The following is a 23,532-nucleotide window of genomic DNA, read 5'->3' on the forward strand; positions in this document are numbered from 1 at the left end:
ACTACGATACAGGCTGTCGTGAAACTCACTGCGCCTGCGGGATCTGACCATCTCCAGCCGCCGTCTTCATACACTGAAAGATGAGGTCACTTCATCAGCCAGTCTTTTCCTGCGCGAATCAGAGCACATTCTGACAGAATCACTTCTTTTTTCAGTTTTTGAACGAACACAAACCTCAATAAGGCTCCCATCACTTTAGAGACCTTCCTCTTTTAAGTTCTCAAATGGTAGAAACACGTCAAAATCCGGGTAACGAATCGAGCTTTACCTGAAACTCATGAAAGCTATGTTCGCGACGTGTCAGCAAATCCCCCGGCCAGCACGTCGAATACCTTTGTCAGAGCTTCCAAAACTTATTCTGTTAGAAGTTCATCCTGAAGTTTTGTGTCTGTTTTTGCGGAGGTTTCTGACCCAGGCTCAGCACTGCCCAACAATTCAGCTCGAATCTGCATTTCTATCTCTTCAGCAATCTTTGGGTTGTCGTTCAGATATTGCGCCGCATTGGCCTTACCCTGACCAATTTTCGTACCTTTATAGGAGTACCAGGCACCAGACTTCTCAACCAGCTTCTGTTTAACGCCCAGATCAATCACTTCACCCATGTGGTAAATGCCCTGACCATAGAGAATCTGGAACTCAGCCTGACGGAAAGGAGGAGAAACCTTGTTCTTGACCACTTTAACCCGGGTTTCATTACCGATGATTTCATCACCCTGCTTCACTGCACCGGTTCTGCGAATATCCAGACGGACAGAAGAGTAGAACTTGAGAGCATTTCCACCCGTGGTAGTCTCGGGATTACCAAACATCACGCCGATTTTCATACGAATCTGGTTGATGAAAATGACCAGACAATTTGCCTGCTTGATAGAACCAGTGATTTTTCGCAGGGCCTGGGACATCAAACGAGCCTGAAGGCCGACGTGGGAGTCTCCCATATCCCCTTCGATTTCAGCTTTAGGAACTAAGGCTGCAACGGAGTCGACAACGATAACATCAACCGCACCGGAGCGAACCAGCATATCCGTAATTTCCAACGCCTGCTCTCCGGTATCGGGCTGCGAAACGTAGAGGTCATCAACATCAACACCCAGCTTACCAGCGTACTGAGGATCCAGAGCGTGCTCCGCATCCACAAAAGCACAGGTAGCCCCCTGCTTCTGAGCTTCTGCAATCACACTGAGTGTCAGAGTGGTCTTACCAGAAGATTCAGGACCAAAAATCTCAACCACACGCCCCTTTGGCAAACCACCTATGCCCAATGCAATATCGAGTTGCAGTGAACCTGTAGAGATAGCTGGAATGGCTTCCTGCTTCTGTTCACCCATGCGCATGACCGTTCCTTTACCAAACTGTCGGTCAATCTGGCCCAGAGCCGCCGCCAGTGCTTTCTTTCTATTCTCATCCATTATTCAAATCCACCTTATGTGTGCTGGCTACTATTCTTTGAATGTTAAAAACCTCAGATACTGTATATTTAAACACTATCTGTATATTTGTCCAGCATTTATCTGGAAATTGCATCCACCAATTTAATCAGACCATCAAGAGCAGTCTCAACGGCTTGTCTTCTCACCTGCTCTCTATTACCGGAAAAGTGAAAAACCTCGGTCGTCACCTGATCATCAAAACACCAACCAATCCATACAGTACCCACCGGCTTGTCATCGGTTCCACCTTCTGGACCAGCAACTCCTGAAATGGAGACACTCAAAGGCACAGAAAGGCGCTTGACCGCACCTAACGCCATGCTTTCCACTACAGGTTGACTGACAGCACCGTAACGATCAATCAATGCAACAGGAACACCCAAAAACTTGTGCTTCATGTTATTGGAGTAGCTGACAATGGCGCCTTCAAACCAGCATGAGCTGCCGTCAACAGACGTAAAAGCCTGACTGAGCCAGCCACCCGTACAAGATTCAGCAGCAGCCACTTTCAATTTTGCGGCATGAAGCTTTCCGGCCAGCAGTTCCAGCTTTTTGTTAAAATCTCCGGACATTAATCTCGCCTCTGGCTGATATGAGAAAAAGCCTTTTGATCAAAGTTAGATATACATTCAACAGCCCATAGCTGCCAATGGCTAAAGATAAACCATTGTTCTCATGAAAACAGCCAGCTTTTCATAGTAAAATGATGGATTGTTTATTAACAACCTGAATTCAAGGCTTACCCTCATCTATGAGCCCGCGCAAAGACACCCTAAGTCAGCATACACCGATGATGCAGCAATATCTGCGTATCAAACAGCAACACCCGGAACATCTGGTATTTTATCGCATGGGTGATTTTTACGAGCTGTTCTATGACGATGCCCGCAAGGCTGCCGAGTTATTAGATATAACACTGACAACCCGGGGACAGTCTGCCGGTGAGCCCATTCCCATGTCAGGTATCCCTTACCATGCAGTTGAAGGTTACTTGGCTCGTCTGGTCAGACTTCGCGTCTCTGTCGCCATTTGCGAGCAAGTTGGCGACCCGGCCACAACAAAAGGCCCCGTTGAAAGAAAAGTAGTTCGAATCCTGACCCCCGGCACAGTGAGCGACGAAGCACTTCTGGACGAACAGCAGGACAACCTTCTGACCGCTTTAAGCCGATCAGAAGATCAATATGGAATAGCCTCTCTGGATATCAGCAGTGGTCAATTTACAGCAGTAGAAGTCGCGAGCGAAGAAGCCCTGATGGCAGAAGTTGAGCGTATCAACCCTGCCGAAATTCTCATCAATGACAGCTTTGAATGGCCGGCCCAGGTTATTGAGCGCCCGGGAACGACCAAACGCCCCCCCTGGGACTTTGATCGTGACAGCGCCTATGAAGGATTAACCCGCCAGTTCCAAACTAAAAACCTGCAAGGATTCGACTGTGAATCGTTGACTATCGGCCTTGGGGCGGCAGGCTGCCTTCTACAATACGCCAAGGAAACACAGAGAACCGCCCTGCCCCACATTCGAAGCATACAGCGGGAACTTCGCGAAGAAAGCGTAGTCCTTGACGCAGCCAGCAGAAAAAACCTGGAATTAAGCCAGAACCTCAATGGTGGTCGAGATCACACCCTTTTGTCCGTACTTGATAAAACAGCGACCGCTATGGGTAGTCGATTGCTCTCAAGATGGCTGAACCGCCCCCTTAGAAACGCTCATAAGCTGCAAAAACGCCAATCTATTATCTCAACAATAAAATCGGGCTATTACTTCGAGCAGATTCAACCCTTGCTTCGCGGCGTTGGCGATATTGAACGCATTCTTGCCAGAGTAGCGTTAAAATCAGCTCGTCCAAGAGACCTGGCTCGCTTGAGAGACGCCCTGAATCAGCTACCTGAACTACAAATCATTCTCAGAACGATTGATAATGAGGACATTCATAAACTGGCTGAAGCCATCGGCGAGCATCCTCAGGTTGCTAATCTGCTGAGCCGGTCTATCGTCGAGAACCCCCCTGTCATCATCAGAGACGGTGGAGTCATTGCGGAAGGCTTTGACAAAGAGCTGGATGAGTTTCGTGCTCTCAGTCAGAACGCTGGCGATTATCTTGTTGAACTGGAAAAAAGAGAGAAAGAGAGGACAGGACTACCCAGTCTGAAAGTTGGCTTTAACAGGGTTCACGGCTATTACATTGAGCTCAGCCGAAGAGAATCTGAAGACGCCCCTGTAGACTACATACGTCGCCAGACACTGAAAAATACTGAACGATTCATCACACCGGAATTAAAAGAGTTCGAAGATAAGGCTCTATCAAGCAAAAGCAGAGCGCTTTCAAGAGAAAAAGCACTGTATGACGAATTAATGGACGAGCTTTTGGAAGCTCTGGGCCCTCTTCAGGAAACGGCCATGAGCACCTCCGAACTGGATGTTCTGAACAACCTGTCAGAAAGAGCTGAGGCTCTGAACTTCTGCAAACCTGAACTGAGTTCGGATCCTGGCATCCATATTGAGGATGGTCGCCACCCGGTTGTCGAACAGGTGCTGACAGAACCCTTTGTGGCCAACAATATAGAATTCCATGCCACCAGGAGAATGCTAGTCATCACCGGTCCAAACATGGGTGGTAAATCGACCTATATGAGACAAACGGCATTAATCGTTTTATTAGCTCACGTAGGAAGCTTTGTTCCTGCCAGTCACGCAAAAATTGGTCTGGTAGATAGAATATTCACCCGAATAGGTTCATCCGATGACCTGGCCGGTGGACGATCCACGTTTATGGTGGAAATGACTGAGACAGCCAATATTCTTCATAACGCCACAGCAAGCAGCCTGGTTTTGATGGATGAAGTAGGTCGGGGAACCAGCACCTTCGATGGTTTATCCCTGGCCTGGGCTTGTGCTCATCACCTGGCAGATACTGTTAAGGCATTCACCCTGTTCGCCACTCACTATTTTGAGCTGACTCATTTGCCAGACGAGTGCAACTCAGTTGTCAACGTTCACCTGAATGCCACAGAACACGACGAAAAAATTGTATTTTTGCACTCAGTTCAGGATGGCCCTGCCAGTCAGAGTTACGGTTTACAGGTGGCTCAACTAGCAGGCGTCCCGAGAAATGTAGTCACTCAGGCACGCTCCAGACTGCACCAATTAGAAGAAGGCTCGTCGGCTCAGACTGTGCCACAAACTTCAAGGCAGGCCAAAACGGTTTGTAAACAGAACCCGGTTCAGGCAGATATGTTCACAGCTTCTCAGCCACATCCGGCCGTCGAAGCACTCAAGGAACTTAACCCTGACAACCTGTCCCCCCGGCAAGCTCTCGGGTTGCTATACGATCTTAAGTCACTGACTTCAAAAAACTGACTATGCTCATAACCGCTTGAACTACTACCTTATAAACAATGCTGGTAGACTTTACGCCTCAACTGGTTGAGCCGTGTGCCAAACCAGTAAGGGATATGCGATTAGAAATGTCATTCCTGATGGTGACATTTCATAAATGTATTTTGACTGACTTACCATCAGCCTGAACAAACGGAGTGTAACCATCATGACTTTCGTAGTGGGTGAAAACTGCATCAAGTGCAAATACACCGATTGCGTGGAAGTGTGTCCCGTAGATTGCTTTTACGAAGGGCCCAACTTTCTGGTTATCCACCCGGACGAATGTATCGACTGTGCCCTCTGTGAGCCTGAGTGTCCAGCCAATGCGATCTTCTCCGAGGATGAGGTACCGGAAGATCAGCAGGAGTTTATTGAACTCAATGCTGTACTCGCTGACGTCTGGGATAACATTACAGAAAAAACAGACGCACTCCCTGATGCTGAAAAATGGGATGGTGTGAAAGGCAAGCTCGAGCATCTGGAACGCTGAGAGCGCCCGATATCCGGGGGCTAAGAGCTATGCAGAAATGTCTTGATAACTGCTTTCAATGGTTCGAGCACCAACTCTTCCCCAAACAAAAAGCCATGACCCCGAGATCATGGCTTTTTTATTGCCAAGACAATGCTATCAACTGAACAGGGATTCTCCAGACAACCCCTGTTTCTCAAGGATAGAGCGCAAGCGCTTTAGAGCCTCGACCTGTATTTGCCTGACCCTCTCTCTTGTCAGCCCAATCTCCTTGCCCACTTCTTCAAGGGTGCTGGTTTCATAGCCCCTTAGACCAAACCTTCTGGCCACCACCTCACGCTGCTTTTCAGAAAGTTCACCCAGCCACTTGTCCAAACTGTCGTTGAGATCAAGATCCTGAAGCAGTTCTGCCGGATCAGACTCCTTCTCATCAGAAATAGTATCAAGGATGGACTTATCAGAATCCGGGCCCAAAGGCGTGTCAACTGAAGTGACACGCTCATTAAGCCCCAACATTCTTTTAACATCATCAACCGGCTTATCCAGCAGATGAGCGATTTCCTCCGGGGTTGGATCATGATCTAGCTTCTGAGTCAGTTCACGAGCCGCCCGGAGGTAAACATTGAGTTCTTTAACCACATGAATCGGAAGACGAATGGTACGTGTCTGATTCATAATGGCTCGCTCAATGGTCTGACGAATCCACCAGGTAGCGTATGTTGAAAAACGGAATCCGCGCTCAGGATCGAATTTTTCAACCGCCCTGATGAGACCCAGATTTCCCTCTTCAATCAGATCCAGAAGTGTCAGACCACGATTGACATATCGCCTGGATATCTTGACGACCAGACGCAAGTTACTTTCAATCATACGACGCCGACCCGCCTCAACGCCTCGACGGGCAAGACGCGCATAATGCACTTCTTCCTCTGGTGTCAACAGAGGTGAAAAGCCAATCTCGTTGAGGTAGAGCTGAGTGGCATCGATAGACTTATAGAAGCCATCATCATCGCGACGGGCTCTACTGTAATCTGACGCACTGGGTGTAAACGTCTGCGGTGCAGGTTCTTTCTCTTCAACTTCTTCGTTTTCATTAAGATCAGAATCCAGCACGTTATCAATTTCACTCTTTCCCTGGGTAAAATCCTCGGCAAAACTACTTTGCTCTGAGTCATCCCTCTTTGCTGCCATAAGAGTCAGTCCTATCCGAAAGCCCCACTGTCTGTCGAACAACCAACTGAGGGTTGAGCCGACACCCGTGAGATCCCTCTACCGACACCACATATTGAAATCAGCGTTCAGGCAGGAATCGCATTGGGTCGACCGGTTTGCCATTATGCCGAATTTCAAAATGCAGCTTAGGCTCTGTCGTTCCTGTAGAACCTATTTCGGCTATCTTCTGGCCTGCTTTAACTGAGTCTCCTTCACGCACAAGCAACTCCTTATTGTGAGCGTAAGCGCTCAGATAGCTGTTGTTATGTTTCATAATAATCAGCTTGCCATAACCAGCGAGTTCACTGCCAGCATACACGACCTCGCCTGTGGCTGCTGCACTTACAGGCTCTCCCAATTTGCCTCTGATATCAATCCCTTTATTCAGCCCATTGCCGTTGTTGTACATACGCACCACTTTTCCATTGGCCGGCCAGTGCCAGCTTGAAATGTTGGATAATCGTTCTGTTTTATCAGCTGTTTTCACTGGTTTTTTTTTAACCACATAAGACTTTGATGAGGTTGTGGTGCTCTTTCTTACAGGACTCGAAGAACGGGATACATAACTTGAGGGAGTCAAGTTAACATGTTGACCCGGAAAGATAGTATAAGGTTGGCGTATTCCATTGATAGCAGCTAACTCTATGAAATCTCTACTATAAAGCCAAGCTATAGAAAAAAGGGTCTCACCGTCACGGACTATATGACTGCCACTGCTTACTTTTGGTGGCAGCCTGAGCTCTCTAACCTGAACTGAGGAAGGATCATGGGCACACCCGGTCAGTAACAGAATCAATGTTATCCAACTGACTATTCTTGAGCAAACACTCAAATTAATTTCTTGCTCAAGACGATTGCCTGTCATTCACTCTGCTCCATACTTGGTCACCGAGGCACACCTCAAAATATAATAAATTTAGATATATTTGAATTTTCTTAATCTAAAAAAATATATCAATACAGGTAATAACGCCTACATTTCGGCGAAATTCACCTAGGAAATGTCACGACTGCCGAAACACTCTTTTCATATCAGACCGGTTCCACACTATTGGCAATCGATTTGAGTTCATTAGACCGCAACATCGACATACCATTCCAGAAAGGAGCTATGGAACGGGGAAGATCAGCAACCCATAGTTCATGATAATGAACCGGTTGATTATCTGTTCAGAAAGAGAATTTAATAATCAATCTTCAACAAAGCGACTACCGAATTTTTCAAGCAGAACAACCAGCAAGATACCTGCCAACATCAAGGCAATCGATGGCAATAGGTAAGCCGAGTGACCGGACAGCGTTTCATAGGCCCAGGGAGAAATATTTCTTTCCAGAAAAGGAACTTCCTGACCCGAACTGTTTATTCTTGTTTCCAGTGTTTCTTTCCACGGCCATACTTTTCCGAGGGCACCCAGCATCAAGCCCGTCAAGAGCGACAGAGCCAGATCACGATGCTGTTTTAACAGCCAGGCAAGGACATGAGAAAATGTCAGCAACCCGACAATACATCCAGATCCAAATGCTGTCAGCGCCAGAATATCCAGACCTTTCACGGCAGCTAAAACAGCGGGGTACAACCCCATCAACAGCAGGATAAAACTGCCGGAAATGCCCGGCAAAATCATTGCAGATATAGCAATACAGCCGGCAAAGAACAACATCAGGTAGGAAGGAGTCAGAGATGTAGGCGTCAGTCTCCCGATAAAATAAGAGACACAACAACCGAATACAAGAAGTATCATGGAGGAGACACTCCAACTCTTTATCTGTTTGAGCATATGAATGCCTGAAATCAATATCAGGCCAAAGAGAAAAGACCAGATGAGTTCCGGGTAGCCTTCCAGCAGGTACGTAATTAGATGGGCAAAACTCAGTATACTGAACAAGATTCCGCCAAACAGCAGAATCAGAAAATTCCCATCAATATACTTCCAACACTCAGCAATCCCTTCGGATTTAAGCTTGATCAGTAAACCGGGATTAATACTCTTCAAGGCATTTAACAGGCGATCATAGATACCGGTAATAAAGGCAATGGTACCTCCTGAAACGCCAGGAACGACATCGGCAGCCCCCATAGCTATCCCCCTGAGCAAAATACTCAGACCTTCTTTCATTTTTGACATAATCCAACCTGTCTTATTCTGTAAAGCGTAAATCAGTATCAGACCCGTTTATCTTTTCAGAGTAATCTCAATGACTTTCATTCATGAAACACGAAGAAGTGTATTATTTCTGAACCCCATCCAGCAATGGCACAAAGCGCACGGCTTCGAGCATTTCTTTCTTGAAGGTATCTCCCTGACGGGTGATCAGCAATAAGTCCTGAACACCGCGACCTCCAACTGGAATAATTAGACGACCATTACCCTCCGATAACTGCTGCAATAGCTCCTCAGGTATCTGATCCGGGGCAGCTGTTACAATGATTCCATCAAAGGGGCTCATGACTGACCAACCCATACCACCATCGCTGAGTTTAAGCTGAGCATTGTGAATAGACAGCGTTCTGAGCAGTTTCTTTGCTCGCTCATGAAGGGGTTTGATTCGCTCAACAGAGTATACTTTCTTTACCAGCGGCGAAAGAACCGCTGTCTGATAACCTGACCCTGTACCTATTTCAAGTACTCTGTCGAGTGGACCTGCTGCCATGAGAGCCTGTGTCATTCTTGCCACAATATAAGGTTGTGACAGTGTCTGCCCAAAGCCAATAGGCAGGGCAGTATCTTCATAAGCTCTGTGAGACAGGGCTTCATCCACAAACAGATGTCTCGGTGTGTTGCGAATAACCTCAAGGACATCGGTAGAGTCGATCCCCTGATCTGAAAGTCGATTGATCAGACGCTCCCGGGTTCTCCGTGAGGTCATTCCTATACCATGAATATCAATCTCTTTCATATCAGCTGCCCAGCCATTCACTGAGCTGAGAAAGCGTTGAATGATGAGTCTGGTCATACTGAAGGGGTGTCACTGAGACTAAACCTTCAGCAATAGCATAGAAATCAGTGCCCTTGCCCGCATCCTGTCCCTTACCGACAGGAGCAATCCAGTAAACGGGCTTTCCCCTGGGATCCATTACTTTTAAAGGTTTCTCCGGTCTTTCCCTGTGCCCTAAACGAGTCACCGCCATGCCCTTGAGCTCTTCATAGGGTCTATCAGGAACATTAACATTTAACAGGGTTCCTTCTGGCAGGGATAATTGCGCAAGTCTGAGAATCAAATCTCTGACAACCTTGCCTGCTGTAATAAAACCTTGCTCTCCCTTGCCACAGGCAGATACAGCAATGGCAGGCAACCCCATAAAACGGCCTTCCAAAGCGGCACCTACCGTCCCTGAATAAAGAACATCATCACCCAGGTTGACACCATGATTGATACCGGAAACGACAATATCAGGCTTTTGCTCCAACAATGCATTGACCGCCAAATGAACGCAATCAGCCGGTGTTCCATCGACACTGTTAAAACCATTGGAATGTTCAGTCACCCTCAGGGGACGCCCCAGAGTCAATGAACTGCTCAAGCCCGAGCTGTTTCTATCAGGAGCAAAGACAATTCGCTCACCCACGCCTTCGAGTGAACTGTAAAGGGTGGCCAGCCCGTTGGCTGCGACACCATCATCATTACTTAGCAGTATTCTCATCAAATCTTCCTTCAATGCATTGCATAGCTTCCCTTAACACCGCTGTTGCAAAGCAGCCTTTTGGCAGAGAAAATTCAAGCTGGATACAATCACCTGATAACCATTTCCAGTTCATGGCTGCAGGCATTAGACGAATGGCTCTCCTCTCATGCTTTAAACCTGCTTGCTCCAGGCCCTTACTCAACAACGGGTTGCGACCTGAAATCCTTTTTTCCATCTTTCTGCAATCCGATCCGGAAAGCAACTCCCCTTGCCCCCACAGAGGAGCTGTCAATGAGACTTCTCCGGCTTCAATTCTTGTCATCAGGTTCTGGTCATGATCCCGCAGGATCAGACTACCACTGTCTTGAAAACCAGGTACATCACCCTCAAGGTAGCGGGTCCAGTTTTTCTGACTGACACGCTCAGAAAGGATCTGATTAAATATCCAGGATCGTGCTGCAGACAGATACATAGAGCGTTTGTTTTTATCAACCCTCAAATGACCGGAAAACATCAGTAACGCCCGATCAACGTTAGCCCCCTCAAGACCAAAGCGTTGTTCTCCAAAATAGTTAGGCACACCCTGATTGGCGATGACCCTCAGACGTTCATCCAACAACGCTTGCGAGATATCCACATGCCGCAAAGTGATGATAAAACGGTTGCCTTTCAGTGCACCAGTCTTGAGCTTTCTCCCATGTCGGGTGGCAGCGATAATATCCAACGACTCACTGTTCAGCTCAGACCATTGAGGAGAGTCTTGTCCGGGCAGCCAGACACTAAACCACTGACGTGTAACACCATGACGATCCTTGCGCCCCGCGTAACTGACTGCAGAGCGTTTTACGCCAGCAAACCTGGAAAGTTGTCCTGCTACCCAATCGGTATTTTCTCCAGTTTTCTGAACATTGATATAGGCATGTTCCCCTTCACCTTCCGGTACAAAGGGCAGCTCTTCTTCAACAATGAAATCTTCAGGCAGGGACTTGAAAGTACATCGTCCCAAAGGACCACCCCAGGAGTAAGCCCAGGATGATGTGTAAGAAACTTGATTCATTAAACAATAATCTTTTTGGGTAAAATGCAAACTGATCAGGAAAGTTGTCGCTTGCTGTGAGCCAGAAGCACCACTGCATGAACTGCAATACCTTCCTCTCGGCCGATATAACCCAATTTCTCTGTTGTCGTTGCTTTTACATTGACAGCTTCAGTTTCAATCTGAAGATCTTTGGCAAGGTTTTCCCTCATGGCTGGAATATGAGGAGCCATTTTTGGCACCTGGGCAACAATGGTACTATCGACGTTGATCACCCGATAGCCCTTTTCATGAATCAGTACCACCACATGCCTGAGAAGCTGTCGGCTATCAATTCCCTTATACCTGGAATCTGTATCCGGGAAATGCTGCCCGATATCACCCAGGGCAGCCGCTCCCAACAACGCATCACAGACGGCGTGAAGGAGAACATCACCATCAGAATGGGCTAAAAGCTTATGGCTGTGATCAATACCGACCCCACCCAAAAAGACCTTGGCCTCAGCCGTTGTTTCATCGGAAAAACGGTGCACATCAAAACCGTGACCAATTCGCATCATACCGTCTCAATCAGTTTGTCTTGCTGTTGAATGTAAAGAGCCGCAAGTGTTAGATCAGCACTTCGGGTCACCTTGATATTATCGCTGTGCCCTTCGACCATCAGCGGCCTGAATCCAGCGTATTCAATCGCGCTGGCTTCATCCGTGACAGGCATTTCATCATCCAGTGCTTTTTTGAGCGCGTCGTAAAGCAGCTTCACCCGAAACATCTGTGGCGTCAGGGCGTGCCAAAGAGCATTCCTGTCAACGGTCTCCGTCACTTCTCCAGCAGATGAAGTACGTTTCATAGTGTCTCTGACAGGTATTCCCAGCAAACCACCAATGGTATGGTCAGTTAACTGTTCTACCAACCACTCCAGGTCAGAGTGACGTATACAAGGTCTGGCCACATCATGAACCATCACCCAATCCTCGGCATCTGCCAACTCAGACAGGGCTTTCAGTCCATTCAGGACGGAATGGTAACGCTCATCCCCGCCCTGCACCAACATGATTCGCGGATCCCTTAACAGCTCAATCTCCTTGTAGCACTCATCTTCAGCACCAATGACAACAATCAGCTTCTCCAAAACAGAAAAGCTGATTAGACGTTCAATGGTATGCTCCATCAAGGTGCGACCATGAATCTCAAGATACTGTTTGGGAATTGCACTCTGCATGCGACGACCCACCCCGGCGGCAGGGATAATCGCCCAAAAACGGGGTTCATGAGGATTACTCGTTCTCACATTGTCACCTAAAAAGGTCAGAAGGAACCTGCTGCAAACAGACTGTGCTTCAATCTGTTGTTAATCCGAAATGTCACTTATACCGCACTATAAAATAGCTACAATCGCCAGAATTGTGGCATTTTCTATCCGATATTACGTCAACATCAAAGCGACGGTATGACTCAGTCGTAAATCAGATAAAACGTCTCATCTTTTTTGATCATCCCAAGATCAAGACGAGCCTGCTCTTCCAGAGTTTGCAGACCATGCTGCAGCTCAACAACTTCGGTAGCGAGTAGACGATTACGCTGATACAAACGGTCGTTTTCCCGTTTCTGCAGCTCAATCTGTTTTTGGATCGCTACCATTTCTGCTAAACTGCCTTCTCCCATCCAGAGTTGTATCTGAAGGGCCACCAGCGCCAGTAGCAGTAATGTATGCACCAGCTTTCGCATCTGAATCTCTCATTGTTTCCAGCCATTCAGTCTAACAAAGCCTGAAAAATGTGCCCACGATAAAAACACAAAAACTGGAATATGCGGAAAGTAAATCAAAGAGGTAAAACAGAAAGTCGTCACATTAAATAAAGGGAGGCTTACAGAAGCCTCCCGCTATTGATACGCTACTCAGATAACATTTCAGGCACGTTTGAATTCAGCAAGACCGCGGTATGGAGCCTTAGCGCCCAGCTCTTGTTCAATGCGTAGCAGCTGGTTGTATTTGGAAACACGGTCAGAACGACACAGGGAGCCGGTCTTGATTTGACCCGCAGCAGTACCTACAGCCAAGTCTGCGATAGTAGCGTCTTCTGTTTCACCGGAGCGGTGGGAAATCACCGCAGTGTAACCCGCGTCCCTGGCCATCTTGATGGCTTCGAGAGTTTCGGTCAGGGAACCGATCTGATTAAACTTGATCAGGATAGAGTTAGCGATGCCTTTTTCGATACCTTCCTTCAGAATCCTGGTATTGGTTACAAACAGGTCATCACCGACAATCTGGATCTTGTCGCCCAGGATTTCCGTCTGGTATTTGAAGCCCTCCCAGTCAGACTCATCCAGACCATCTTCGATGGAGATGATTGGGTACTCTTCACACAGTTTGGCCAGATAGTCAGAAAATTCATTAGAAGAGAAAATCTTGCCTTCCCCTTTCATGTTGTATTGACCGTTGACGTAGAATTCCGAAGCCGCGCAATCCATAGCCAAAGTAATGTCAGTACCCAACTTGTAGCCTGCAGCTTCAACCGCTTCTTTAATGACAGCCAGAGCATCAGCATTAGAAGCCAGGTTGGGTGCAAAACCACCTTCATCACCTACCGCAGTATTGAGACCTTTGGCAGACAGCACTTTTTTCAAGGCATGGAACACCTCGGCCCCCATACGCAGGCCTTCAGCGAAAGTTTTGGCAGCGACTGGCTGAACCATGAACTCCTGAATGTCGACGTTGTTATCAGCGTGCTCACCACCATTCAGAATGTTCATCATTGGAACTGGCATAGTGAACTGACCAGAGGTACCGTTCAGATCAGCGATGTGCTGGTACAGAGGAATGTTCTTATCGGCAGCGGCGGCTTTAGCAGCGGCCAGAGAAACCGCCAGAATGGCATTGGCACCCAGAACACTCTTGTTCTCGGTGCCGTCGAGCTCGATCATTGCCAGATCAAGTCCACGCTGATCACTCGCATCGCGACCCAACAGAGCTTCACGGACAGGTCCGTTGATGTTGGCCACTGCCTTGAGGACGCCCTTACCAAGGTAGCGAGACTTATCTCCATCACGCAGTTCCAGAGCTTCACGGGAACCTGTGGAAGCACCGGATGGAGCAGCAGCACGACCCATGGCACCCGATTCCAGAATCACGTCGGCTTCTACGGTTGGGTTACCACGAGAATCCATGATTTCGCGGCCTTTGATTTCAACAATTTTTGCCATAATAGCTTTCTCTCTACACAAATGCCGATAGACGATGAAAAGTATATTGTTTCAATCTCTGACAGAATTCAGCAAGACAAAATACTTTTCACAACACCATGTCTATGAAGGGAAATATACCTGACCTGACCGGGCAAGTGAGGAATCATCCTGCAGACCGTTGAACTCTGAGATTCATATCCTCCCAACCCAACCGTCTCAGCCTGGTTAGATAATAGTACTGATTCAAACTTCCAGTGCCATTATCCAATGAGGCTGCTTTCAGCTTCCCGGACGCTGTAATGCGGTCACTATACCAACTCCCGGCGGGTTATCAACTATTGCACAAGGCAACACCGAAGACATAAACATTAACATCTCAATTCAATGGAAGCCGTTGGTATCACTGTGAAGAAAAACAGGTAACAATGACTCAATGAAGCCTGATAAAAATGAACCCAATCTGCTTAAAGACAGAGCCCTTTGACATCATCAGTCAGATTGTTTGTGACAAAAAAACCGCCGGAAAATGGCGGTTTTTTTTACATCGAACAAAGCGCTTAAGCCTTAATCAATGGGTATCCAGTACAGGCATGGACTTAACGAGATCGTCAATAGCCTTCACCTGCATCAGGAAACCCTCCAACTGGGAGAGGCGCAGCGCCGAGGGGCCATCACAACGAGCCGCATCCGGATCAGGATGTGATTCAAGAAAAAGGCCTGCCAGACGAGTCGACATACCGGCCAAAGACAGCTCAGTCACCTGATGACGACGACCACCGGAAGCCGCCCCCATGGGATCTCTGCATTGAAGCGCATGGGTCGCATCAAAAATAACAGGAGACTGGCCAGTCACCTCTTTCATGGTACGAAAACCCAACATATCTACTACCAGATTGTCGTAACCAAAAGAAGAGCCACGCTCACAGAGAATAATCTGTTCATTACCCGCTTCAGCAAACTTATCGACAATATTGCCCATCTGGGAAGGGCTCAGGAATTGAGGCTTCTTGATATTGATCACAGCACCGGTATTGGCCATAGCAAACACCAGATCAGTCTGACGTGCCAGAAAAGCTGGTAACTGAATAACATCGACAACCCCGGCAACTGGCTGGCACTGATGAACTTCGTGAACATCAGTGATCACTGGTACGCCGAACGTTTCCTTCAACTCCTGAAAGATCTTCAAACCTTCTTCCATACCCGGTCCTCGGTAGGAATGGATGGAAGAACGGTTTGCCTTGTCAAAGGAAGCCTTGAAAATGTAGGGAATACCCAGTTTCTCCGTGACAGCAACATAGTGCTCAGCTACTTTCATAGCCATATCACGAGACTCAAGCACATTCATGCCGCCGAACAACACAAATGGCTTGTCATTGGCTACTTCAATAGAGCCGACAGAGACTACTTTCTGATCAGACATGTGCACTCTTAATCCTGTTGAGCCTGATAGTTCAAGGCCGCTTCAATGAATGATTTGAAGAGCGGATGACCATCCCTTGGTGTCGAGGTAAATTCAGGGTGGAACTGGCAAGCCACAAACCAGGGGTGTTCCTTTACTTCCACCATTTCAACCAGAGCATTATCTTCAGAGCGTCCGGAAATAACCAGACCTGCATCCTGCAAAGTCTCAAGGTAATTGTTATTGACCTCATAACGATGACGGTGCCGCTCAATGACAGTGTCTTTACCGTAGGCAGAATGAGCCTGTGTTCCAGAGATGAGGTTACACAGCTGAGCCCCCAATCTCATAGTTCCTCCCAGATCGGAAGCCTCAGTACGTGTCTCCAGAGCACCATCGGAAGACAACCATTCAGTAATCAAGCCTACCACCGGATGCTCGGCGTTTTGATCAAACTCGGAGCTGTTAGCCCCTTCCAGACCCGCTTTGTTACGAGCGTATTCAATAACTGCAACCTGCATACCCAGACAGATACCCAAATAGGGAATCTTGCTCTCGCGAGCATGACGAACCGCCTGAATCTTGCCCTCCACACCACGATGGCCAAAACCACCGGGCACCAGAATCGCACTGACACCTTCCAGACGACTCAGACCCTCCTGCTCAAGCAGCTCGGAGTCAACATAACGGATGGTGACCTTGGTACGGGTTTTCAATCCGGCATGGCGAACCGCCTCAATCAGGGATTTATAGGCATCCAGAAGCTCCATATATTTACCCACCATGGCGATGGTCACTTCTTTCTGTGGATGAGTGTCACGGTCCACAACATCCGCCCATTCAGACAGGTCTGCAGCCGGTGTATCCAGATTGAATTTATCGACAACAATTTGGTCCAGACCCTGCTCATGGAGCATCTGGGGAATGCGGTAAATGGTATCAGCATCTTCCAGAGAGATAACCGCACGCTCTTCCACGTTCGTGAACAGAGAGATCTTGCGACGGGCAGAGGCTTCAATAAACTGTTCGCTGCGGCAAACCAGAATGTCTGGCTGAAGGCCGATAGACCGCAGTTCTTTAACCGAGTGCTGGGTAGGCTTCGTCTTGGTTTCACCAGCCGTCTTTATGTAGGGCACCAGAGTCAGGTGCATCAGCAATGCGCGGGAAGAACCCAGCTCGACTTTCAATTGGCGAATGGCTTCAAGAAATGGCTGAGACTCAATGTCACCCACAGTGCCGCCAATTTCAACCATCGCTATATCAACATCGCCGGCACCCTGGACAACGCGACGCTTGATTTCATCAGTAATGTGAGGAATAACCTGAACTGTGCCGCCCAGATAATCTCCGCGACGTTCTTTGCGAAGAACATCCTGATAGACTCTACCCGTAGTAAAGTTATTACCTTGCTTCATGGTGGTGCGCACAAAACGCTCATAATGGCCCAGATCAAGATCGGTCTCCGCACCATCTTCAGTAACAAATACTTCACCATGTTGGAACGGGCTCATGGTACCCGGATCAACGTTGATGTAGGGATCCAGTTTAAGCATTGTCACCTTAAGACCGCGTGCCTCAAGGATAGCTGCGAGGGAAGCTGATGCGATGCCTTTGCCTAATGAGGAAACAACACCACCCGTGACGAAAATATAACGCGTCATTGTTATCTGCTGACTCTTAAATGCGGGAAAAAAATGGATACTCAAGATGGGAGATCAGGATACCAAAACCACTACTAAACGTAAAACACATACTGAGAAAATGCGTAGAAAGTTTAGTTTAAGTCCTGCTCTCGAGACTCAAACATCAGGACGCCAGGACAGGCGTCTGCCCAGACCCGGCTCACTGGTGTGGGTGACTGTCACAAACACTCCCGGTAAGGCCACCAGATCATCCCCGTGAAAAACAAAAGGAATAGACCCCCTGACCCAGGGGGGGACTTTATAGTCCTGCAACCAACGCTTGATCGTTTTACGACCCACACGTCCTTTCACAGCGACTTTCAGTCCTGCCGGTAGCTGAGAACGAAAAAGTATGCGTAATGGCGCTTCAGGGAGTCGCACATCCCCTCCCTCACCCAACGACAAATGCCCTCCAGAAAAAGGCAGTTCGATGGCTCTATCCTTGTCCCACTGCCAGTCAAAGCCTTCTTGCTGGATCAGCTCAGGTTTACGAAGCAGCACCAGCTTTCTGGCAAAGCGACGTAAGAGAAAAGCGCCTAAAGAGACAACTGGCTCAGCGTCCTCTGCCGCATCAATCAAATCTGTGAACAGGACATTCAACCGGACTCTGCCGGGCATTTGGACCTGATGAGTCGCCAGCCAATAACGAACGACTCTCCGGGCTGCTTTGCCATTAATAAGCTTGAGCGCTTCCAGATCTAAAACGCTGCGCTCACCCCACAAACAGGACGGTGGGGTTTGAATAATCTGCCGGGCATGATGTTCTGTTTGCTCAAGCATCATCTGATTCGCTTCAGAGACATCTTCAGAAAACTGCGCCAATCGAGCTGTGGCACCCGGCCAGACAGCCTCAATCTGCGGTATCAGATTTTGCCTCAGGAAATTACGACGAAACCTCTGATTTTGATTGGATTCATCTTCCACAAAATCCAAGTAATGATTTTTTGCATAATTTTCAATAGATTGCCTGGAAATATTAAGCAAAGGTCTAAACAGGACTCCGCCACCAAACTCCCTTGAAACAGGCATACCGGCTGCACCATCCAGACCACTGCCTCGCAGTAATCTGAAGAGCACCGTTTCCGCCTGATCGTTCTGATGATGCCCCATCAACAGACAACCACCTTCGGGAAGACAGCTCTCAAAAACGGCATAGCGCGCTTCACGGGCTTGTTGTTCTATATCAGAGGACGGCTCAATAACGACTCTAACCACCTCCAGAGGCACCTGCCATTGCTTGCAGAGAGACAGACAGTGTTCCGCCCAGGCATCAGCGTTATCACTGAGCCCATGATGAATATGAACTGCCGAGAGAGACCCAATCACTCCCTCTTCACGCATAGACACCAGTAAATGAAGAAGAACAGTGGAATCCACACCACCGCTGAAGGCCACTACAATGGGCTTCCCGGCAACCGTTTTGAGTTGCTCAGAGAGGTGTTCAATTAATGAGATAAATCCTTCACTCCCGGATGGAATGAAACACTTTTTCAATCGTTGATCCTTTTTAACAGGCTGATCAGCCATCAGACAGAGCCGTAATCCCTGATTCGCTGGTAACGGCTTTCAATCAATTCATCAGCGTCCATTTTCTCCAGTTTCAGAAGCTCCTCTTCCAGGGCATCACCTAGTGCAGCGGCCATCACGTCTGGCTGACTGTGAGCGCCACCGAGAGGCTCTTTGACCAGACGATCCACCAGCCCCAACTCCTTTAGCCGGGTTGCGGTAACACCCATGGCTTCTGCAGCGGTAGAGGCATATTCAGACTTCTTCCAGAGAATCGATGCACAGCCCTCCGGAGAGATCACCGAGTAAATTGAGTTTTGCAACATTAACAGCCGGTCACAGACACCAATGGCCAGCGCACCACCGGAGCCACCCTCTCCAATGACCGTAGAGATAATGGGCACTCTAAGACGGGACATAACGGCCAGATTGTAGGCTATAGCCTCACTCTGGCCACGCTCTTCTGCACCAATTCCCGGATAAGCACCCGGAGTATCAATAAACGACATGATGGGCATTTTGAATCGTTCGGCCATCTCCATGAGTCGACAGGCCTTCCGGTAGCCTTCGGGCTTGGGCATGCCAAAGTTACGAAGTACTTTTTCTTTGATCTCACGGCCTTTCTGATGACCAATCACCATCACCGGGCGACCATTGAATCGGGCAATGCCACCAATCATTGAAGGATCATCGGCAAAGTGTCGATCACCATGCAGCTCATCAAACTCAGTAAAAAGATGTTGAATGTAATCCAGAGTGTAAGGACGACGCGGGTGTCTTGAAAGCTGAGCTACCTGCCAGGCAGACAGATCAGAAAAAATCTGTTCAGTCAGGGTTTTGCATTTATCCTGCAGACGGCTGATTTCATCAGTAATATTCAGCTCGGCATCGCTGCTGACCAGTCTCAGTTCTTCGATCTTGGCTTCCAACTCAGCGATTGGCTGTTCAAAATCCAGATAGTTCGGGTTCATAGATTCCACTTCAAGAGTTCAGCATCAGCGAAAAATACGTAAAAGCGACCAGGATGTCGAGTGAATAAGAGTAAGCGTCTGTTACTGATACTCAACTTTGGCGGACTCCTTACCCAGCCATTGCCTCAAGCCCAGCACAAGATCATCACTGGGACTGACATTCCATTTTTCGCCTAACTGGAGACTGGCGGAAGCGTCTTCACGATTGTAGTTGACCTGCACCGGAAGCCGACCCGGATGCTGTTCGAGCAAGCCGGACATTTTGGTATGAAACGCTCTGTCCACCTGCTCACTGCTTAAATCTACCAGCAGCCTGCGGGCATAGTAGCTTCGGGCATCGATCAGGTTGAGGGCTTTCCTGGCCCTGACCTTGAGGCTACCAGAATAATCATCAAAACTGACCTCCCCTTCGAAGACAATCACCGTATCCATCTTGATAAGTGCCTGACATTGCTCAAAAACATCTGCAAAGATAGACACTTCAATCCGTCCAGTACGATCATCCAAGGTAACAAAGCACATTTTGTCGCCGCGTTTATTTTTCATGGTCCTCATGGCCACCACCAAACCGGCTATGTTCTGACTTTCTCCTCTGGCCGGCTGAAGATCCCTGATACGGTTACGAATAAAGTGCTTGATCTCCTGCTCATATTCATCAATGGGATGACCGGTCAGATACAAACCCAACGTGTCTTTTTCGCCCCCCAGCCTGACTTTGTCAGTCCACTCTTCGACACTGTCATACTTGTCATAGATATTCTCCTCTCCGGCTGGCACCAGTGCTCCAAACAAATCGCCATGACCAGAGTCAAAGCTCTTGGCAGCCTGATCTGCCGCCTTCATGGCTTCAGGCTGACTGGACTCCAATACCGCGCGGTTAAAGTTGTATAGAGACTTTTTACCCGGCGCAGGCCCCAGCAGGTCAAGGGCACCGGAACGAATCAAAGCTTCCAGAACCCGCTTATTGATACTCCTGGCATCGACACGCTCACAGAAATCAAAGAGATCCTTGAACGGGCCGCCAGACTTTCTGGCTGCAACAATAGACTCAATAGGCCCTTCCCCCACGCCCTTGATGGCACCCAGGCCATAAACAATATGTCCGTCGTCATTAACACCAAACATATAGTCACCACTGTTTACATCCGGCGGCAGGACTGTCAGTTCCATCTCACGACACTCTTCAATGAACGTCACGACCTTGTCAGTATTCTGCATATCCGAACTCATGACCGCCGCCATAAACTCAGCAGGGTAATGGGCTTTCAGCCAGAGCGTCTGATAAGAGACCAGAGCATAGGCGGCCGAGTGAGATTTATTGAAACCGTAACCAGCGAATTTCTCCACGAGGTCGAAGATTTTCATCGCCAGTTCGCCATCAATCCCCTGCTTGATAGCCCCTTCTTCAAAGACAGCCCTCTGCTTGGCCATTTCTTCAGGTTTTTTCTTACCCATAGCCCGACGGAGCATATCCGCACCACCCAGGGTGTAGCCTGCCAGCACCTGAGCGATCTGCATAACCTGCTCCTGATAAAGGATGATGCCATAGGTAGGCTGAAGAATCGGCTGAAGCCACTCATGCTGATATTGAGCATCCGGATAGGACAACTCTTCCCGGCCATGCTTGCGGTTGATAAAATTATCCACCATGCCCGATTGCAGCGGTCCCGGGCGGAACAAAGCCACGAGAGCGATAATATCTTCAAAACAGTCGGGCTGAAGCCGCTTGATCAGATCTTTCATACCCCGGGATTCAAGCTGGAAAACGGCTGTTGTCTCAGCTCGCTTAAGCATGTCGTAGGAGAACTTGTCCTCCAGATCGATCATCATGATGTCGAGTTCATCCTCGCCAAGCTGCTGGCGACGGGGATTGATCATTTTCAGCGCCCAGTCGATGATGGTCAGGGTTCTTAGCCCCAGGAAGTCAAACTTCACCAGACCGGCTGACTCAACATCATTTTTGTCAAACTGGGTAACGACACCGCTACCGGATTCATCACAGTAAAGCGGAGCAAAATCTGTCAGTTTGGTGGGTGCTATAACGACACCACCGGCATGCTTACCAACATTCCGGGTAACCCCTTCCAGCTTGAGCGCCATATCCCAGATTTCCTTGCCATCTTCATCGATATCAAGAAAATCCCTGATCATGGCTTCCTGCTCATAAGCCTTGCTGAGCGTCATACCAATTTCGAAGGGGATCATTTTCGAGAGCCGGTCTGCCAGACCATAGGACTTACCCTGCACCCTGGCTACGTCCCTGACCACCGCTTTAGCCGCCATGGTACCGAAGGTAATTATCTGGGATACCGCATCACGGCCATAAGTTCTGGCCACATAATCAATAACCCTGTCCCGGCCATCCATGCAGAAGTCGACGTCAAAGTCAGGCATGGATACCCGTTCAGGATTAAGGAATCGCTCGAACAGCAGGTCGTACTGAATAGGGTCCAGATCAGTAATTTTTTGAGCGTAAGCCACCAGTGAGCCAGCACCGGAACCACGACCCGGCCCTACCGGAATGCCGTTATTTTTAGACCACTGAATAAAGTCCATTACGATCAGAAAGTAGCCCGGAAATCCCATCTGGAGAATAATATCCAGCTCGAAATCAAGACGATCCCGGTACACTTTTTCTTTGCTCGCGTATTCAGGATCAGCAGGGTTCAGAATGGTTTGCAAACGCTCGGTCAAACCATCGTGAGAAAACTTCCTGAAAAACGCATCCATCGTCATCTCTTCAGGGATGGGAAATTCTGGCAGAAAGTACTCGCCCAGATGCACATATACCGAGCAGCGCCGGGCAATTTGCACTGAATTTTCAAGCGCTTCAGGTATGTCGGAGAAGAGTTCGCACATCTCTTCTTCCGTTTTCAAATATTGCTCTTCGCTGTAGCGCTTGACCCTGCGCGGGTCGTCCAACGTTGAACTTTCACCAATGCACACCCGGGCTTCGTGGGCTTCGAAGTCTTCTTTGTTGATGAACATGACATCGTTGGTGGCCACCACCGGACAATTGTATTTTTCAGCCAGAGTTATGGAGCCGTGCAAACACTCCTCATCACCGGCTCGCGAGGTTCTGTGAAGCTCAAGGTAGTAACGCCCCGGGAAGGCTTCCATCCATTCGGTCAAAAGCTCACCTGCCAGCGCTTCATTGCCATTGAGAATGGCCTGACCTACATCCCCTTCCCTGGCAGCTGACAGCGCTATCAGGCCTTCAGATTTTTCCTGAATCCATTCCCTTTTGACAATGGCCCTGCCATGGCGCTGATTTTCCAGGAATGACCGGGAAATCAGCTCTGTGAGATTTCTGTAGCCCTGCTCATTCATGGAAAGCAGCACAAGTCTCACAGGCTCAAGAGCCGGATCAGAATGCGTCACCCAAAGGTCAGCCCCACTGATTGGTTTAATACCCGCCCCCTGGGCACTGTTATAAAATTTTACCAGTGAGCAAAGGTTCGACTGATCCGTAACCGCCACAGCAGGAAAACCCTGCTCTCCAGCTGCCTTGATCAGGGGCTTGATGCGGACCAGGCCATCGCTCAGGGAAAATTCTGTATGAAGTCTCAGGTGTATGAAACGTGCAGGCATGAGTGAAGGTAAACCGACTAATGGTGATTTTTAATTCTAACAACAG

The 23,532-nt window shown here is 48.5% G+C and carries 19 protein-coding genes; 2 read left to right on the forward strand and 17 right to left on the reverse strand.

Going from position 1 to position 23,532, the window contains the following annotated elements:
• Nucleotides 1–353 precede the first annotated feature (353 nt).
• Nucleotides 354–1,409: a recombinase RecA gene (gene recA / locus KBW69_RS12760; protein ID WP_257253782.1), complete on the reverse strand. Its 1,056-nt coding sequence runs from the start codon at nt 1,407–1,409 to the stop codon at nt 354–356.
• Between the two features lie 98 nt (nt 1,410–1,507).
• The gene (locus tag KBW69_RS12765; protein ID WP_257281112.1) at nt 1,508–2,002 is read right to left on the reverse strand and encodes a CinA family protein; all 495 of its coding nucleotides are present in this window, start codon (nt 2,000–2,002) and stop codon (nt 1,508–1,510) included.
• Nucleotides 2,003–2,181: 179 nt separating this feature from the next.
• Between KBW69_RS12765 and mutS the strand changes: the two genes are divergently transcribed.
• Both mutS and fdxA read left to right on the forward strand, forming a co-directional pair.
• Entirely contained in the window at nt 2,182–4,788 is a 2,607-nt protein-coding gene (gene mutS, locus KBW69_RS12770; protein WP_257253786.1) for a DNA mismatch repair protein MutS, read from the forward strand.
• Between the two features lie 187 nt (nt 4,789–4,975).
• Nucleotides 4,976–5,299, forward strand: coding sequence for a ferredoxin FdxA (gene fdxA, locus KBW69_RS12775; RefSeq protein WP_257281113.1), 324 nt, complete (start codon nt 4,976–4,978; stop codon nt 5,297–5,299).
• 138 nt (nt 5,300–5,437) lie between these two features.
• Here fdxA and rpoS read toward each other — a convergent pair whose 3' ends face one another.
• The 15 genes from rpoS to dnaE form a co-directional block, all read right to left on the reverse strand.
• The gene (gene rpoS / locus KBW69_RS12780; RefSeq protein ID WP_257253789.1) at nt 5,438–6,469 is read right to left on the reverse strand and encodes an RNA polymerase sigma factor RpoS; all 1,032 of its coding nucleotides are present in this window, start codon (nt 6,467–6,469) and stop codon (nt 5,438–5,440) included.
• 100 nt (nt 6,470–6,569) lie between these two features.
• Nucleotides 6,570–7,355 (reverse strand): peptidoglycan DD-metalloendopeptidase family protein, encoded by a 786-nt coding sequence (locus KBW69_RS12785; protein ID WP_257281114.1) that lies wholly within the window; start codon nt 7,353–7,355, stop codon nt 6,570–6,572.
• A 325-nt stretch (nt 7,356–7,680) separates the two neighbouring features.
• A complete protein-coding gene (locus KBW69_RS12790) occupies nt 7,681–8,616 on the reverse strand; it encodes a DUF368 domain-containing protein (protein ID WP_257281115.1) in 936 nt (311 codons plus the stop codon).
• A gap of 103 nt (nt 8,617–8,719) precedes the next feature.
• Nucleotides 8,720–9,388, reverse strand: coding sequence for a protein-L-isoaspartate(D-aspartate) O-methyltransferase (locus tag KBW69_RS12795; protein WP_257281116.1), 669 nt, complete (start codon nt 9,386–9,388; stop codon nt 8,720–8,722).
• Nucleotide 9,389: 1 nt separating this feature from the next.
• Complete coding sequence (gene surE, locus KBW69_RS12800) at nt 9,390–10,133, reverse strand: 5'/3'-nucleotidase SurE (protein WP_257255284.1); 744 nt, start codon at nt 10,131–10,133, stop codon at nt 9,390–9,392.
• Nucleotides 10,114–11,172 (reverse strand): tRNA pseudouridine(13) synthase TruD, encoded by a 1,059-nt coding sequence (gene truD / locus KBW69_RS12805; protein ID WP_257255285.1) that lies wholly within the window; start codon nt 11,170–11,172, stop codon nt 10,114–10,116. Before truD ends, surE begins: the two co-directional genes overlap by 20 nt.
• Nucleotides 11,173–11,207: 35 nt before the next feature.
• The gene (ispF, locus tag KBW69_RS12810; RefSeq protein WP_306670930.1) at nt 11,208–11,708 is read right to left on the reverse strand and encodes a 2-C-methyl-D-erythritol 2,4-cyclodiphosphate synthase; all 501 of its coding nucleotides are present in this window, start codon (nt 11,706–11,708) and stop codon (nt 11,208–11,210) included.
• Nucleotides 11,708–12,439 (reverse strand): 2-C-methyl-D-erythritol 4-phosphate cytidylyltransferase, encoded by a 732-nt coding sequence (gene ispD / locus KBW69_RS12815; protein ID WP_257255287.1) that lies wholly within the window; start codon nt 12,437–12,439, stop codon nt 11,708–11,710. The genes ispF and ispD overlap by 1 nt, the downstream gene beginning before the upstream one ends.
• Before the next feature lie 164 nt (nt 12,440–12,603).
• Complete coding sequence (locus tag KBW69_RS12820) at nt 12,604–12,876, reverse strand: septum formation initiator family protein (RefSeq protein ID WP_257255288.1); 273 nt, start codon at nt 12,874–12,876, stop codon at nt 12,604–12,606.
• A 183-nt stretch (nt 12,877–13,059) separates the two neighbouring features.
• Entirely contained in the window at nt 13,060–14,352 is a 1,293-nt protein-coding gene (eno, locus tag KBW69_RS12825; protein ID WP_257255289.1) for a phosphopyruvate hydratase, read from the reverse strand.
• Nucleotides 14,353–14,902: 550 nt separating this feature from the next.
• Complete coding sequence (kdsA, locus tag KBW69_RS12830) at nt 14,903–15,757, reverse strand: 3-deoxy-8-phosphooctulonate synthase (protein ID WP_257255290.1); 855 nt, start codon at nt 15,755–15,757, stop codon at nt 14,903–14,905.
• An 8-nt stretch (nt 15,758–15,765) separates the two neighbouring features.
• Nucleotides 15,766–17,397, reverse strand: a complete 1,632-nt coding sequence (locus tag KBW69_RS12835) for a CTP synthase (RefSeq protein ID WP_257255291.1) — start codon at nt 17,395–17,397, stop codon at nt 15,766–15,768.
• A 138-nt stretch (nt 17,398–17,535) separates the two neighbouring features.
• Nucleotides 17,536–18,945 carry a tRNA lysidine(34) synthetase TilS gene (gene tilS, locus KBW69_RS12840; RefSeq protein ID WP_257281117.1) on the reverse strand — a complete coding sequence of 470 codons (1,410 nt, stop codon included), beginning with the start codon at nt 18,943–18,945 and terminating at the stop codon, nt 17,536–17,538.
• Nucleotides 18,945–19,895, reverse strand: coding sequence for an acetyl-CoA carboxylase carboxyltransferase subunit alpha (locus tag KBW69_RS12845; RefSeq protein ID WP_257255293.1), 951 nt, complete (start codon nt 19,893–19,895; stop codon nt 18,945–18,947). Before KBW69_RS12845 ends, tilS begins: the two co-directional genes overlap by 1 nt.
• An 81-nt stretch (nt 19,896–19,976) precedes the next feature.
• The gene (gene dnaE, locus KBW69_RS12850) at nt 19,977–23,486 is read right to left on the reverse strand and encodes a DNA polymerase III subunit alpha (RefSeq protein WP_257281118.1); all 3,510 of its coding nucleotides are present in this window, start codon (nt 23,484–23,486) and stop codon (nt 19,977–19,979) included.
• Nucleotides 23,487–23,532: the final 46 nt, after the last annotated feature.

It is taken from the genome of Endozoicomonas sp. ISHI1 (genome assembly GCF_024606225.1).
Lineage (GTDB): Bacteria > Pseudomonadota > Gammaproteobacteria > Pseudomonadales > Endozoicomonadaceae > Endozoicomonas_A.